The sequence below is a fragment of the Limnobacter litoralis genome, assembly GCF_030160455.1.
In the GTDB taxonomy this organism is placed as follows: Bacteria; Pseudomonadota; Gammaproteobacteria; order Burkholderiales; family Burkholderiaceae_B; genus Limnobacter; species Limnobacter litoralis.
Map to the genome: position 1 here is coordinate 1 of NZ_BSOJ01000021.1, position 15,969 is coordinate 15,969.

A 15,969-nucleotide genomic window follows, 5' to 3' on the forward strand; every position below is an offset into this window, starting at 1 on the left:
GAAATGGTGGTCGATGCATTACGGATGGCCTGGTTCAGGCGTAAGCAGCCTCGTGGGGTCATTGTTCATAGCGACCGAGGTAGCCAATACTGTGGTCAGTTATTCCAAGATGCGCTGAAGGCTTATGGGATGGTCAGTTCCATGAGCAGGAAAGGCGATTGTTGGGACAATGCGCCTACCGAGAGCCTATGGGGCAAACTTAAGGTGGCGAGAATCCATGGAGAACCACTGAAATCAGCCGAACAAACTCGGCACGAAGTGATGGATTGGATACACTTTTATAACAGTGAACGGCTTCATTCAACACTGGGCTACCGCAGCCCAATGGAGTTTGAAAAACTGGCTCAAAACCAACCGAGGGGACGAGCCGCTTAGAGACCAGTTAACGTATCCATTATTTGAGGGCAAGGTCAGTTTAAGCTTTTCGGAATACACGGAGGAATATGTTCCTCAAAACCAAATCGGGTCTGGTCTGGGCGCAGTGAAACAGGGTTACAACCTGGTCGCTAACAAAAAGACCTGAAATCAGCTCATTCGGATCTAAGGGCGCATTTTATGCGTTTGCCCAACTTATTGCGAGGCCTGCCTGCTGGCGAACAGCCAGGGCTCGGTCGTCTTGCGTTGTGCCTCGTAACGCATGATCCGGTCAGCCAAAGTCAAGGTCAGTGCAATGTCATCCAGGCCTTGAATCAGCCGATTCTTGCGCCCCTCCTCCACTTCGAAATGAATGTCTCGGCCGTCCGGGGTCAACAACAGTTGACTGAACAGATCCAATGTCAGGGTATAGCCAGGCTTGGCCTGCACGGCCTGAAACAGGATCTCTATCTGCGCGGCAGGCAAAGCGATCGGCAACACCCCATTCTTGAAGCAATTCCCATAAAAGATATCGGCAAAGCTGGTGGCAATCACCATTCGAAAGCCGTAATTCTCCAGTGCCCACACGGCGTGCTCCCGGCTGGAGCCACAGCCAAAGTTCTCACGACTCAGCAAAATGGTGGCATCGGCGTACTGCGGCTGGTTCAATACAAACTCGGGGTTGGGCTGTCGACTTGCAGGGTCCTTGTCCAGCTCGCCCTGGTCAAGGTAACGCCATTCATCGAACAGAAAGGGGCCGAAACCGCTTTTGCGAATGGATTTGATGTACTGCTTCGGAATGAGTGCGTCGGTGTCTACATTGCTGCGATCAAGCGGTGCAACAAGGCCGGTAAACAGATTGAGCTTTTTCATTGCAATGCCTCACCCGCAGAAAAATGACCCGCTATCGCTGTTGCCGCAGCAACCGCCGGGCTAACCAAGTGACTTCTGCCGCCAGCACCCTGTCGACCCTCGAAATTCCGGTTGGATGTGGACGCACAGCGCTCACCCGGGTTCAGGCGATCTTCATTCATACCCAGGCACATCGAGCAGCCGGGCTCGCGCCACTCAAAGCCAGCCGACCGGAAAATCTCATCTAGACCCTCTGCTTCTGCCATGGCTTTGACCAAGCCTGAACCGGGCACCACCAGCGCCTGCTTGACATTGGGTGCCAGGTATTTGCCTTTCAACACGGCCGCCGCCGCCCGCAAATCCTCAATGCGCGCGTTGGTGCATGAACCAATGAACACCTTGTCCACTGAAATCTGCTGCATGGGTGTGCCAGCTTGCAAACCCATGTAGTCCAATGCCTTTTGCATGCTGGCCGCTTTGATGGGATCCGTTTCGTTTATGGGGTCAGGCACCTTGCCAGCCAACGGCACCACCATTTCTGGCGAAGTGCCCCAAGTCACCATGGCCTGCACCCGTTCTGCATCAATCAACACAATCTGGTCAAACTCTGCATCTGCATCACTGACCAAGGTGCGCCAATATTGCTCAGCCATTTGACGGTGTTGCGCCTCAGGCGCCATGGGTCGCTCACGCACATAAGCAAGGGTTTTGTCATCCACTCCGACCAAACCCACGCGCGCACCCGCCTCAATGGCCATGTTGCACAAAGTCATTCGACCTTCCATCGAAAGTGCCGAGATGGCCGTGCCCGCAAATTCAAGTGCATAACCCGTGGCACCCGCGGTGCCCAACAGACCGATAACGTGAAGAATCACATCTTTGGCTGTAACACCTGGATTAAGAACACCATCGACCCGCACCAGCATGGTTTTCATGCGATTCACCAACAGGCATTGAGTGGCCAACACATGCTCAACTTCGGATGTACCGACGCCAAAAGCCAGCGCAGCAAAAGCGCCATGTGTGCTGGTGTGTGAGTCGCCGGCCACAACGGTCATTCCGGGCAGGGTTGCGCCCTGTTCGGGGCCGATCACATGGATGATGCCCTGCCGAGGGTCGCCCAAACCAAACTGTCTTATTCCGAACTCCTGACAATTCTTTTCCAGCTGCTGCACTTGCAGGCGGGAATGCGTGTCCTGAATGCCGCGACTGCCCAGTTCACGATGGCGTGTGGGTACATTGTGGTCTGCCGTGGCCAGCACGGTGTCCGCACGCCAGGGTCGCCGATTGCCAATTCTCAATCCTTCAAAGGCCTGTGGACTGGTGACTTCGTAAACCAGATGACGATCGATGTACAACAGACTTGGGCCTTCGCCCTGCTCGTCTTCATCGCCGACAACGTGGCTACGCCACAATTTTTCAAACAGCGTCAAGCCTGGCATGTTGCCCCCTTGCGCGTGTAGCGGCGAGTGGATGGACCCGCTTTCAAAACCTGACCCGGTAAATCACGGTGAACCAAGGTTTGCAGAGCACGGGCGCAGTCCAGCAAAGCCTCCAAGGACACGCCCGTTGTTAAACCCATGGCATTGAACATGTGAACCATGTCCTCTGTACAAACGTTGCCACTGGCACCAGGTGCATAAGGGCAGCCACCCAAACCGCCCAATGAAGAATCGAAATGAACCACACCCGTTTGCCATGCAGCAACGGCATTGGCCAGCCCCATGCCACGCGTGTTGTGAAAGTGTGCTGTTAGCACCAGGCCAGGAAAAGTGGCACCGACCTGCCGGAACAAGGCCGCCACCTGAACTGGATTGGCCATACCAGTGGTGTCACACAGCGTGAGGCGCTTGACACCCAATGAGGCAAGCTGATCAACGAGACGAATAATTTCCGTGGCCGGAACATCGCCATCGAAAGGGCAACCAAAGGCCGTGGAAAGAGAAACGTTCACAACTGCCTGTGTACCGACAAGTTCAGAGATGGCTCTGATCTGTTGCAATGAATCAGTTCGACCCATGCGCAGGTTGGCCTGGTTGTGGCTCTCACTGGCCGACATCACCGCATTGATTTCATCCGTGCCACAACTCAAGGCCCGTTCGCAGCCACGCACATTGGGCACCAAGGCTGCGTATTCCACACCGTCAACCCGGTCAATGGATTTCATCACCTCCTCAGCGTCGGCCAAGGTGGGAATGGCCTTGGGTGAGGTGAACGAGGTGACTTCGATCTTGCTCACCCCGGTTCTTGAAATTTGGTTGATCAAGCGGATCTTGTCGTCAGTCGGAATAAATTCAGGTTCCATCTGGAAGCCGTCGCGCACCGACACCTCCTGAATAAAAAGCCTTTTCTGTGTGCTGTCTGTCATGTTTGCCCCCTGTTAAACGACGCCCTGTTGTCGCAGTTCGGCCACTTCCTGCTCGGACATGCCCAATTGCTGAAGAATTTCTCCGGTGTGCTGGCCCAGTTGAGGGCCCAGCCAACGGGTCTGACCCGGCGTTTCCGACAACTTCGGTACAATGCCGGGAAAAGTAACTTGATCGCCATTGGGCAGCTGGTGTTCTTCCAGCATGTCGCGGGCCTTGTAGTGCGGGTCTCTGGCAATGTCTTCCGCGTTGTATATGCGCCCGCAAGGCACCGCCGCTTTTTCCAGCACGGCCAGCACATGTTCCAAATCATGCCGGGTGGTCCAGCCTGAAATGGCGCCATCCAGCATGTCCACACGGGCGACGCGGCCCTCATTGCGGGCCAGTTGGGGGTCTTCCGCAAGATCGGGGCGCTCAATGGCCACCATCAAGCGCTTGAAGATGCTGTCTGAATTGCCAGCGATGATGACGTAATTGCCATCGCGACAGGGGTAGGTGTTCGATGGGGCAATGCCAGGTAGCGAGGCACCGGACCGTTCGCGCACAAATCCAAAAGCAGAGAACTCTGGGATCAGACTTTCCATGCAACCGAATACAGCTTCGTAAAGGGCCACATCAATCAACTGCCCCTGACCACCATTGACCTTGTGATGATGCAGCGCCAGCAAAGCGCCGATGACCCCGTACAGGGAGGCCAGCGTGTCGCCAATGCTGACCCCGACGCGCACTGGGGGGCGGTCAGGGTAGCCAGCCAGATAACGCATGCCACCCAGAGATTCAGCAATGGCTGCAAAGCCGGGTCTGTCACGGTATGGGCCACTTTGCCCGTAACCCGACACTCGCACCATGTTCATGTTGGGGTTGATCGCATGCAATGCCTCCCAACCGAGGTTCCACTTCTCCAGTGTGCCGGGTCGAAAGTTTTCAATCACGATGTCGGCTGATTCCACCAGTTTGCGCACCACCGCTTGTCCCTTTTCGTGCTTAAGGTCCAGCGTCAGTGATTTTTTGTTGCGGCTTTGTGAGTACCACCACAGCGAGGTGCCCTCATGCAATTTGCGCCAATTGCGCAAAGGGTCGCCATCACTGGGTGACTCCACCTTGATGACTTCTGCCCCAAACTGCGCCAGAACGCTGGCTGCATAGGGCCCGGCAATCAAGGTGCCCAACTCAAGCACCCGCACGCCGGTCAAAGGCAACTTGGAATCGGGTTTGCTCATGGTGATATTCCTTTTTTCAGGGCGAGCGGGACCATCAGGCCCGCCCGGCCACAACGACTAAGAAGGGGGTGGAGGTGAAAAAAAGCGCTGGAACTAGTCCGGCAGATCCTGATTGCGCGTTTCAGGCATGAACCAAGGCACCACCAAACCGATGAGGTAGATCAGACCAATGCTGGTGGCCGCCTGCGGTGCACCGCCAAATGTCTTGACGATGGTGCCAGCCACAATCGGGAAGACCCAGGCAATCAAACGTGCGGCATTGAAGATGAACGAGGCGGCCGTGGCGCGAACACTCGAGCCAAACAGTTCAGCAGGGTAAATCGCCATCCAGGAGTAGGCGCAGCCCAGGGTGAAAAAGCCGTTGACAAAACTGGCCACCATCAAGCCTTCAATGGAGTGGGTCCACTGGTAGGTAATCAGTGTCAGCAACAATGAGCCCGCGTAAGTGAACACCAGGAAGAGCCTGCGACCCAGCATGTCGGCCAGAAAGCCCGACAGCACGTAAGCTACCACAGCACCTGTTGTGTAAACCAGCGCGGCACGCAGACCCCACACGGCGGGCGTTGCTTCACCCAACGTTTGGGCCATGTGCACCGCAAAGCCGGGCAACAGGGCTGAAATGGCCCACCAACCCACAGTGGCAGACAGCGACAACAAGAAAGCCAGCAAAGTGCGTTTGCGGCTCTCGGGCTCGCGGAAAATCTCCGTCAATGTGAACGGGCGCTTTGTGGACCCGGTGCCGTTTTTGCCACCGTTGGTCGCCCAACGCTGAGCACGCACGGCAGCCACCCATTTTTCAGACTCGTCTACAGCACGGCGAATGTACAGGCAGAATAATGCAGGCAAGGCGCCCACGATGAACACCAGTCTCCAGGTGTTTTCGCCCAAGGGGTTGGTCTGGCTAAGCACCATCCAGGCCACCGCCGCAAACAAGGTGCCAAATCCAAAGCCGGACTGCAGAAAACCAGCGCCCTTGGGGCGAGCCTTGTTGGGCCATGTTTCAGCCAGCAGAGCCACGCCAGTGCTCCATTCGCTACCCATGGCCAGGCCGGTGATGAAGCGCAAGAAGCAAAACACCCAGAAGTTGCTGGCAAATGCCGTCATGCCAGTGAATAGCGCATAAAAGAACACGGAATACACCATCATGCGCTTGCGGCCCACATAGTCGGCCAGCACGCCACCCACCATGCCACCGATGCCCCAACCCAGCAATGTAATGCCGATGGCCAAGCCAGCGTATACGGGTTTGTTCGCCACCATGTCGGCGGTCAGCATCGTTTTCAACACAAAGGGCATCACGATGAACAGGGCGTAAGCTTCATAGCCGTCAAACACCCAGCCCAGCCAGCTTGCTGTCAAAATTCTCCAGTGTTTGGGGGTCAGGCCTGCATACCAGGGTTGGGTATGCGTGGAATCAGTGCGTGCAATGGATTGCATGAGGTTCAGTCTCCGTTTCACATCAGTTATGGTTTTAATCGGGTACAGGAAAATCCTAAAACTTTTGATTGACTTTGGATTCGCAATTGATTGAGCTATCCTTAACCAAAAGTTAAGGATAAGACATGTCCGTGCCCATCAATCTCAGCCGTTTCGACCTCATCTCGCTAAGGCTCTTTGTGGCCACAGTCGAGAGTGGAAGCCTGACGCTGGGTGCTGAACGATTCGGCATCAGCGTGGCTGCCGCCAGCCGACGCATCTCGGAGCTGGAGACCCACCTGGGCACCACCCTGTTGAGCCGTGGAAAAAAAGGCGTGTTAGCCACACCCAGCGGATTGACCTTCATGCGGCACGCCATTGACATCATTGCCGGGCTTGAACACCTGTCAATCGCCATGCAGGACTTTCAGCAAGGCGCAGTAGGCCACCTGAAACTGTGGGCCAACACCTCTGCTTTTACCGGCTTTTTACCCGCTTTGCTGGCCGAGTACACCAAAGCCTATCCATCGGTTCGCCTGGACCTGGAAGATGCACTGAGCGCAGACATTGTGCGTGCTGTGGCCCGCGGCAACGCCGAGTTGGGGATAATCGGCGACAACACCCCTGCTGAGGGGCTTGAAACTGTGCGCTGCGACACAGACGAATTGGTGCTGATTACTCGACCAGACCACCCGCTGGCGCGGCACAGCGAGGCCCGTATCGAAGACGTGGCGGCCTATGACCTGATCGGCCTGGACCGGGCCACCTCGCTGATGCGACACATTGCAGCAGCCGCAGACGCCGTGGGTCGGGTTTTAACCCTTCGAGTGCAGGTGCGTGGCTTTGACGAAGTGTGCCGTATGATCGACGTGGGCATTGGCATTGGAGTATTGCCCAGAAAAAGCGTAACCCCCATCGTTAAATCCCTGGGATTGAGAATGACCAGCCTGACCGGAATACGATCAAAACGGCATTTGCTGCTGGCCATGAAAAATCGTCTAGCGCTGTCCGATCCTGCCAAGGCACTGGTTGAAATGGCCGAAAAAACAAACATCACTTGAATCGATCAATGGTCAGTTAGGCCCGAACGCCTTCAACAGCACACCCGTCAGTGCATTCATCTCCCCCAGCGACTTTCGGTGCGCGGGTGTCAAACCATTCGAGAACCCAGCCGCGCGGAATCGATCCAACAGCTTTTCATCGTCAGACACAATAAACACGGGCACGTCCCAAGACACCTCCCCGTGGGTCACGCTACCCACTGGCTGGTGGTCGCCCAGCAGGATGTAAACCATGGGCCGCTTGTCGGGCTTTTGAAAGAAGCCTGCCAGCCAGGTGTGCTCGTAATTGATGGTGCGCAGGTAGTCGGGGCGGAAGTTTTGCCACTGCACAGGCTCCGCTTGCGCCTTGGCCACGGCCTCGTCATCGAAGGGGTGCGGCCCCAACACGCGCTGCCAGTCGGGTTGATAAGGCGGCACCTGACAAAACGGAAAGTGAGTCGAAATGGTCGGAAAGAATATGAACCGGGGCGGCGTGTCTTTGTGAATGGGGTACATCTGCTGAAAGCGCGCAATGGCGAACTGATCCGGAATTTTCCAGTACCCAAAAGCAGGCCCTTTGTAGCCCAAGGCTGGCCCGTCCACGTAAGTGTCGTAACCATACACAGACCGTTCAATCCAGTCCCAAAACACAGAGTGATAAAGCCCAAACGTTTGGTAACCCTCGCGCTTGAACAGGCTGATCAAGGTGGGTCTGTTTTGGGTCATGAATACGTCGAACCGGCGTGGCTGCTTCAGATTCAAATCGATGCCCGACAACAGCGACATGTGGGCCAGATCGCTGCCTCCACCGACGGTCGGTGAAGTGTAAAAGGCAGACACTACATCTCGACCACCCGCACGAATGGCCTGTTGCAGTTTCTCCCGTGACCCTTGAACTGCGGCGGATGCGTCGGGCTGGTCGTACAGCATGGCGCCATAGGTTTCAAGAAACATCACCATCACATCGCGGTGGTTCAGCGTGGCCAGGGGCGTGCCTTTGGGCTCGTCCATAGCTGCATTAACCACGGTCGTTGGGGGCAGCAGCTTGGCCGCACCCTCAGGCGAAAAGGCGTACCACAAACGCTGGGCCTCGCGGGCGTAGGTGGGCAACACCGGCTTGCACAACACTTTGAAGGTGATTTCAACCCCAGCGTAATTGGCAAACACCACGCCACACAGGGGCAACACCAACAGCCACCACCACACCTTGCGCGCCACGGGTTGTAAGCCAGTCAACAAGGCCGAGAACGCCACCCGGAAAAGGCGATGCAGCACCCACACCAGCAAACCCACGGCCACAATGGCCAGTGCGGACACCCACCACGGGTTGCCCTTGGCGGTCACCCAGATGAAACGGGGCAACTGGGGCGCGTCCCAGTACAGGTTGATTTCACGCCCCAACACATTGGGCACCACCACATCGGCGTAGTGCGCAACCACCATCACCAAATAAAAACCAGCCAGCCAACCCGCTGCATTTGGCACAGGCCTCTGACCCCGCCATGCCAGCCAGACCGACAAAGCTGCCACCAGCAAGATAAACTCGGGTGCCAAAAGCCAATCGGGTTTGACCAGAATGGTCGGCCACACGGCCATGAAGCTGAGTGAGGCATTCAAAAACAGCAGCGCAAGTAGCAGGCCAAGCGCATGTCGGCGAGAGGCCCTGAACACTGGGTCAGCGGAAGGGTGGGTTACAGCTTGATTCATGGTCTGGTTTGTTCTTGTGCAACTGGCCGCACGCGCTGGGGCATCGCGCTGATCAGCGACACCACAAAAGCGGCAATAAAAGGCAGGCTTTGAGAGAAAAGCACCAGGCACCAAGCGAGGTTCTCACGCGTCTCAAAACCCAAACGGAGGTAAATCAGAACCAATAGCGCCAGCAATGTAGCCGCCAGTAAGGTTTCATCCCTTGCAGCATTCATGGCGCGCAGCACCGCTATGCGGGCTGCCATTTTTGGGGTGCGGATAAACGGAATTTTGCGGCCAATAAACAACCCCGCCAGCGTGGCGCGCCCGATGGTGTAACTCAGCGACAAGCCTGCCAAAGTTGCCGCCAATGCAGTTCGAAAACCTGTTTTAACCTGCCCCACATACAGCGTAATCAACTTGGTCACCTTGAAGATGAAAAAGAGGATGGGCACCACGCTGATCAGCATGGGCGGCGCGTTGTAGTACACCGGGTCGTACAGCATCAGGCCCGACCACAACATCGCCAACACCGTGAAAATCAGGTTGAAGCCGTCTGCGATCCAGGGCAGCCAACCTGCGTAAAAGTGGTAACGCTGCCCGGCACTCAAACTACTGGGGGTTAGGCCTGTCAGTGGCCGTGCGTGCTCGCGCAAAATCTGCATGGCCCCATACGCCCAGCGGTGCCGCTGTTTTTTGTAATCCGTGAAGGTGTCTGGAATGTAACCCTGACCGTAACTTTGGTCGATGTACACGGCCTCATGGCCTTGTTCAAGAATGCGCAGGCCAAGTTCTGTGTCCTCAGTAATTGTGGTCACCCCCCACTTGCCCGCAGCTTCAAGCGCAGACCTGCGCACCATGGTCATGGTGCCGTGCTGAATGATGGCGTTGCGCTCGTTTCGGGTCACCATGCCCAAATGGAAAAAACCCTTGTACTCGGCGTAGCACAGCGCTTTGAACAGGCTGTCCTGGCCATCGCGATAATCTTGCGGGGCCTGCACAATGGCGATGTCGGGGTTTTCAAACTGGGGGGCCAGGTCTTTCAGCCAGTTGGGGCGCACTTTGTAGTCCGCGTCAATGACAGCGACCACCTCCGCTTTTGGGCTGGTGCGCTCCAAGGCGTAATTCAGCGCCCCAGCCTTGTAACCAGCCAGGGGTTTGACGTGAAAAAACCGAAAGCGTGCCCCCAACACCGCGCAGTGGTTCTGCACGGGTTTCCAGGTGCGTTCATCCTCGGTGTTGTTGTCCACCACAATCACTTCAAAATTTGGATAATCCAGCCGGGCCAGCGCATTCAGCGTTTCAATCAGCATGGCGGGCGGTTCTTCATAGGCAGGCACATGCACAGACACAAAGGGCTGATTGGCCGATGACGGCACCTGCGTGGGCACTGCCAGCAGGCGGCTGCGGCGCTGGTACCACATGGCTTCGGCCCATTCATGCGCCTCGGCCAGCACAATCACGAACACGCCGACCACACCCAACAACAAGAGGGCGGCCACCAACACGCTGGCCCAGGTGTAGTACTGCAGGGTGAAGTCGTAAATGACATAAATAATCAGCGACGACGCAAAAAACGCATTGAACATCAAAAACGCGCGCCCACTGTTTTTAAGGCCCCCCGCATCCGTCAGCAGCAGCACTGTCATTAACAAAGCCACTACGATAGATGCGGTCGCCAGCAACTTCCACTGTGGAATGGCAATGATGGGGCTGCGCATTTCAAATTTCTGCTCGCGCGCTGCGTCAAAAACGCCCCAGTGCCCGCCCACGCTGCCCTCTATGCCGGCCTTCCAGGGTTGGTCAAAGGCTTCCATCACGTAAAACACAATGCCCTCTTGCTCGGCCTTGTGAATGAAACGTCTGAGGAATTTGGCTTGATTGGCCTGCGAAGCCACCGCCTGTTTGATGGTTCGGCCCTGGCTGGGCCAACCCACTTCCGAAATGACGATGGGTTTGCCCGGAAAGGTGGCTTGAAGCTTGTGATACGTCTCCATCGTAAAATCGACCGCATGGTCGAGCGCAATGCCCTCCCAGAAAGGCAGCAAATGCACCGCGATAAAATCCACGTGCTGTGCAAGCTCCGGGTGCTTCAGCCACACGTGCCAAGGCTCAGCGGTGCTGACCGGAATGTCGGTTTTGGCGCGCACTTCATCCAGATAACTTTCAAGCTGGGCTTGTGGCAGGTCTTTACGCAGCAGCACCTCGTTGCCCACAATGAGGCGCACCACGTTGTAAGGCGGGGTGTTGGCCACCTCCAGCAGGCGGTCAATTTCGCGGCGGTTGGCTTTCAAATCGGGGCTGATCCAGGCGCCCAAGGCCACATTCAGCCCGTACGGGTCGGCCAGCGCAGGAATGTCAGCAAACACGCCATCGACCGTGTAAGTGCGTATGGCGTTGGTTTTGCCTTGCAATAGCTTGAGGTCGCTTTGAATGTCGGCCTTGTTGGGTAGCTTGTTCTCGAGCGGGTTTTGCCCTTCCTGAAAAGGCGAAAACGAAAACCCCGGTATGACCTGTGGCCAGGGCGGCTCATCGATAGGCTGATTGACATAACCATACCCACCCAGAACCATCAAGACAAATGCGCAAAGCGCAAGAATGGACGGCATACAACGACACTCAAATAACGCGGTGAAATTCGCAAGAAGGCAAGCAGCAAGAGTAACACGCAGGCAATTCAAGCACTTTGAACGCAACACCAAAGCCGCGCGTGCACAAAGCCCCCATCACTTAAACGCCCCAAGAGGCTTGCTGGATGAACTGGCGGTACAATCGGGTTTTATTCATCCCACTGCGGTACACACCATGAGCGACGAAATCACACTGCCATCCGGCGTCAAAATCACATTCACCAAACGCGGCACTGGCACTGTCAAGCCGACACCCAAATCAAAAGTGACGGTGCATTACGAAGGCACCTTTTTGGATGGCCGCGTCTTCGACAGTTCATTTCGCCGTGGCGAAACCATTTCATTTGGTTTGAATCAGGTAATTCCCGCCTGGACACAAGCGGTGTGCGAGATGGTAGTCGGTGACCGGGCAACCATTTTTTGCCCATCGGCCACCGCCTATGGTTCACGCGGTGCGGGCCCTATTCCGCCCAACACCGACCTGCTGTTTGACGTCGAGTTGTTTGAGATTAACTGACGCCAAACAACAAGGGCTTTACTTCAAGCCATGGTAGTTGATCGGCAAGAAGGTGTAACCCTTGCCGTTTTTCACCAAATGGCCAATGCCAGGGAATGACAGATGGCTGCCTGCAACCAGGTAGCCCTGTTTGGCGGCGTTGGCGAACTCTTTTTCACGGGCCTTGCGTGCGGTTTTGGGGTCTGAATCAAACCCGATGGTCACCACGGGGTTGGCAAATTGAACTGCCGCCACGTGAATCAGATCACCCCACACCATGAACTTCTGGCCTTTGCTGTCCACTTCGTATTCGGTGTGGCCAGGCGTGTGGCCTGCGGTTGGAATGGCCTTGATGCCCGGCACAATCTCGGTCACGCCGTCAAAGGGTTTCAGCTTGCCCGTATCGGCGTAGGGGTTGACCGACGCCATGGCACCCTGAAAAAAGCCCTGTTTGTCTTTGGGCGCCTTTTCCATGTTTTCTTTGCTCAGCCAGTAATCGGTGTCTTTCTTGTCGATGTGCAAGGTGGCGTTTGGAAATGCAATTTTGCCGTCGTGCATCAAACCGCCCACGTGGTCGGGGTGCATGTGGGTAATCACCACGTCGTCCACCTGCTCTGGCTTGTAACCTGCCGCTTCCAGATTGGCCAGCACGTTGCCCAATGTGGGGCCAAACAAGCCTGCCGCACCCGTGTCAATCAACACCAGCTTGCTGCCAGTGTTCACCAGATAGGCGTTCACAGAGGTGTCCACGTCGTCATCGAGAAAGTGCTTTTTCAACACCTTGTCGGTTTTCTTGGCGTCTTCCTGCAACAGCTTGGTCACTGGCAGCTTGACGGTGCCATCTGACAGTGCAGTAATTTCAAAATCACCCAACATGACCCGGTAGTAGCCTGGGGCCTGTGTTTTAACCATGGGGGCTGCTGCGGATGCGGTGTTGGCGGCTGCCAAGCCACCTGCGAGAACGGCCATGCTGATGGCCAATGCGGTCACTGTACGTTTCATTACTGCTCCTTGTTGAAATGTGTGACATTTGGAGCAGCCAATATAGCAAAAATCAAGAGACTGGATGTTCAGTCGGTTTTAATTATTGCAATAATTAAAATCAGTGTTTGATGGCCCGCTGCGTGACCCAATGACGAATTTCATACAGCACCTTGTGCACATCCAGGGGTTTGGTCAGCACCGCATTCATGCCGGCGGCCCAAGCGTCTTGGTGCTCAGCCAGCATGGCGCCAGCCGTCAGTGCCAGCACGGGCAAATCTGCCATGTCTGTGCGTAAGCGAATTTGGCGGCAAGCCTCAAGCCCGTCCATCACGGGCATCTGCACGTCCATCAAGCAAACATCAATTTCTGCCCTGTGGTTTTCAATTTCCCGCAAAGCCTCTTCGCCGTTACCCGCCTGAATAACTGACGCACCGTGATTAACCAGAATTTTTCTCAAAATCTTCAAATTCAACTGATTGTCGTCCACCGCCAACACAGTCAAGCCGGCCAGGGTGTCAGCGGACATCATCGTTACTGTCTCAAACTCAGGGCGGGCCAAGCGCTCAATGTGCAATACTTTGAGCAAACTGCTGCAAAACACACCGGGCGTGACTGGCAACTTCATATTCACCATCAACACATGCTCAGCCTTGCAAGCCTCATCGTTCGGCATGGCCAAACGTTCCAACCCTATAAACTGGCAGTTCGCCGCACCGGCGTTCAACAGCCGCGCCTCAATTTCCTGACGCTTAGCCCGCTTGATGCGCCTTGGGTCTACCACCACTACGACCGAACGCTGACGCAAAGTGTCCAAGGCGTTGGGCAGCAGTTCAAACAAGGCATCTGGATTGGGTGCACACAACACATCGTGCATTTTGAACCGGCTTGCCAAATGCCGAAATGGGTCGTACAGCTTGGGCTGAGAGTCCACCAGCACCAAGTTGACCGGTTCCAGATCGGGCACCGGAATCAAGGCCTGATTCAAGGTTTTGAAACGCAGGGAAAAAGTGAATCGTGAACCGACGCCCGGTGTACTTTCAACCTCGATTTTTCCGCCCATGCGTTCAACAAGGCGACCTGAAAGCGCAAGACCGATGCCGCTGCCGCCAAAGCGCCGCGAAATGCTCGAATCGCCCTGCATGAAATTGCCAAACAGTTTGGCCTTGGTGGCCTCGTTCATGCCAATACCGGAATCCTCAACCCGAAACTGCACCTGGCATTCGTGATCGGTCATTTCCAGCAAATGGGCACGCACCTTGACGTACCCCGACGAAGTGAACTTCAGTGAATTGCCCAGCAAATTGACCAGCACTTGCTTGAGCTTGGTACCATCGCCCATCAGGGTCGCAGGTAGGGTGCACTCTGGCGCAAAAATGACGTCAACGCCCGGTTTGAGCAAGTATCCGGTTGCGATGCCCGCCAATGAGTCAAAAACCTCATGAACAGTGAATTCATGCTCCTCCAGTTCAATCTTCCCGGCTTCAATTTTTGACAAATCCAGAATGTCACCAATCAGTTCGATCAGATTTCGCCCCGACATTTCGAGCTTTTGGAGCAAATCAAGCTGATCAGCATCCAGCTTGGACTGACGAAGGATGTAAGCAATGCCGACGATGGCGTTCAAAGGGGTCCTGATTTCATGGCTCATATTCGCCAGAAACTCCCCTTTGGTACGGTTTGCAGCCTCAGCTGACTCCCTGGCCTGTCGGTAGCTGAATTCTTGGCGTTTGCGTTCTGAAATGTCCTGAAAGGCGCCAAACAGCTTGATGACCTTTCGCTCACCATTAGTCACCTCAAATTCAGCTTCGCCAAACACGTGCACCCACAAGGGCCTGCCTTTGAAGGTGATGAACGGCAGTTCAAGGTCGATGGCTTCACCCGAGGTTTGTGCTTCTTGCAATGCAGCGGCAAGCTGGGCTGACGCTTCGCCAGGATACAAGGTCAAGGTGTGTTCCACCGTGGGTGTGTGGCTTTCTGGCGCTTCAGCAATGCGATAAGTCTGGCGAGACCAATTCAATTCATTGGTGCGCAAGTCCAGAAACCAGGCGCCCACACCGCTAACCCGCCCAGCGGATTCCAGCAGGTTGAAGTTCAATTGGGATGCCTCGAGCGCCTTGGCCAGACGCTCCTCAGAAGCCTGGCGATGTTGAACTTCTCTGGCGAACTGCTCGTTCAGAGTGCTAAGGGACTGAATGCGATGTTCTAACCTTGTGGCCAGGTCATCGAGCAACAGAGAGAGCGAACCCATTTCGTCCCCCCGGTCTGGCAAGGCGACCCTGGCTGACAAATCACCAGCGCGAAACTTGCGTGCGGTGTTTTCAATTTGCTGCAACGGCTTAATGATGCGCTTTTGAACAAAATACTGCACCAGCACCATGGCCAGCATCAACCCCCCAAGGGCCAGCCCGAATGCATACACCAGCCTGTCCGTTTGTTGGGCCTGTGCCATGCGCAAGCGCGACGAAATATGATGACCCAACTCAGTGATTTCATGCGCCTCACTCAGCATGCGCTCTACAAGTAGAGAAATGCGTTGATCCCTTAAGTTCAGGGACAAAATTTGATCTCGCTCGCCCAAAGCGGAGTACAACTCATCCAGTATCGCCAGTTTTTCATGAACCAGTGCCAGATCAGCATCACCCGGCAAGGCCCTGCCCAGTTGGGCCACATCGTCAGCCAGCTGCAGCTGTACCCCTTTCCATTGCTGCATGCTGGTCGGCGATTTATCCATACTGATGGAATAGGTCAGTTGCAGCAGACGAGAACCGGCCTGCGATGCACTTTCGGCCAGCAAGTAATTGACGTTGACGTGCTGACGCTCCTCGTTCAGGTTCAGTAACCACACCACACTGGGTAAAAAGATGAATAAACAGACGAAAAAGGCAGCATTCACCTGCGTTTCCAGCCGTTTTTGCATTGAGAGCC

12 protein-coding genes are annotated in these 15,969 nt (G+C 55.5%); 3 read left to right on the forward strand and 9 right to left on the reverse strand.

Features of this window, described 5'->3' with window-relative positions:
* Positions 1-375, forward strand: a 375-nt coding sequence (locus QQJ87_RS10560; RefSeq protein ID WP_284281680.1) for an integrase core domain-containing protein, incomplete at its 5' end; no start/stop codon positions are given.
* 195 nt (positions 376-570) lie between these two features.
* Here QQJ87_RS10560 and leuD read toward each other — a convergent pair.
* The 5 genes from leuD to QQJ87_RS10585 all read right to left on the reverse strand — a co-directional run bounded on the left by leuD (position 571) and on the right by QQJ87_RS10585 (position 6,229).
* A complete protein-coding gene (gene leuD / locus QQJ87_RS10565; protein WP_284281681.1) occupies positions 571-1,227 on the reverse strand; it encodes a 3-isopropylmalate dehydratase small subunit in 657 nt (218 codons plus the stop codon).
* On the reverse strand, positions 1,224-2,648 hold the full coding sequence (leuC, locus tag QQJ87_RS10570; RefSeq protein WP_284281682.1) for a 3-isopropylmalate dehydratase large subunit: 1,425 nt from the start codon (positions 2,646-2,648) through the stop codon (positions 1,224-1,226). Before leuC ends, leuD begins: the two co-directional genes overlap by 4 nt.
* The gene (locus QQJ87_RS10575; RefSeq protein ID WP_284281683.1) at positions 2,636-3,574 is read right to left on the reverse strand and encodes a hydroxymethylglutaryl-CoA lyase; all 939 of its coding nucleotides are present in this window, start codon (positions 3,572-3,574) and stop codon (positions 2,636-2,638) included. Before QQJ87_RS10575 ends, leuC begins: the two co-directional genes overlap by 13 nt.
* A gap of 12 nt (positions 3,575-3,586) precedes the next feature.
* Entirely contained in the window at positions 3,587-4,792 is a 1,206-nt protein-coding gene (locus tag QQJ87_RS10580; RefSeq protein WP_284281684.1) for a CaiB/BaiF CoA transferase family protein, read from the reverse strand.
* 93 nt (positions 4,793-4,885) lie between these two features.
* Positions 4,886-6,229, reverse strand: coding sequence for an MFS transporter (locus QQJ87_RS10585; protein ID WP_284281685.1), 1,344 nt, complete (start codon positions 6,227-6,229; stop codon positions 4,886-4,888).
* Between the two features lie 125 nt (positions 6,230-6,354).
* On the opposite strand from QQJ87_RS10585, the gene QQJ87_RS10590 reads away from it, so the two are divergent.
* Positions 6,355-7,269: a LysR family transcriptional regulator gene (locus QQJ87_RS10590; RefSeq protein ID WP_284281686.1), complete on the forward strand. Its 915-nt coding sequence runs from the start codon at positions 6,355-6,357 to the stop codon at positions 7,267-7,269.
* A 12-nt stretch (positions 7,270-7,281) separates the two neighbouring features.
* Here the strand turns inward: QQJ87_RS10590 and QQJ87_RS10595 are convergent, their stop codons facing one another.
* Together QQJ87_RS10595 and QQJ87_RS10600 are read right to left on the reverse strand one after the other, a co-directional pair.
* Complete coding sequence (locus QQJ87_RS10595; RefSeq protein ID WP_284281687.1) at positions 7,282-8,955, reverse strand: sulfatase-like hydrolase/transferase; 1,674 nt, start codon at positions 8,953-8,955, stop codon at positions 7,282-7,284.
* On the reverse strand, positions 8,952-11,543 hold the full coding sequence (locus tag QQJ87_RS10600) for a glycosyltransferase (RefSeq protein ID WP_284281688.1): 2,592 nt from the start codon (positions 11,541-11,543) through the stop codon (positions 8,952-8,954). The genes QQJ87_RS10595 and QQJ87_RS10600 overlap by 4 nt, the downstream gene beginning before the upstream one ends.
* A gap of 22 nt (positions 11,544-11,565) precedes the next feature.
* Here QQJ87_RS10600 and QQJ87_RS10605 point away from each other — a divergent pair, with 22 nt between their 5' ends.
* Positions 11,566-12,081: an FKBP-type peptidyl-prolyl cis-trans isomerase gene (locus QQJ87_RS10605; protein ID WP_284281689.1), complete on the forward strand. Its 516-nt coding sequence runs from the start codon at positions 11,566-11,568 to the stop codon at positions 12,079-12,081.
* Between the two features lie 18 nt (positions 12,082-12,099).
* Here the strand turns inward: QQJ87_RS10605 and QQJ87_RS10610 are convergent, their stop codons facing one another.
* Positions 12,100-13,062: an MBL fold metallo-hydrolase gene (locus QQJ87_RS10610; protein WP_284281691.1), complete on the reverse strand. Its 963-nt coding sequence runs from the start codon at positions 13,060-13,062 to the stop codon at positions 12,100-12,102.
* 100 nt (positions 13,063-13,162) lie between these two features.
* Complete coding sequence (locus QQJ87_RS10615; RefSeq protein ID WP_284281692.1) at positions 13,163-15,961, reverse strand: hybrid sensor histidine kinase/response regulator; 2,799 nt, start codon at positions 15,959-15,961, stop codon at positions 13,163-13,165.
* Positions 15,962-15,969: the final 8 nt, after the last annotated feature.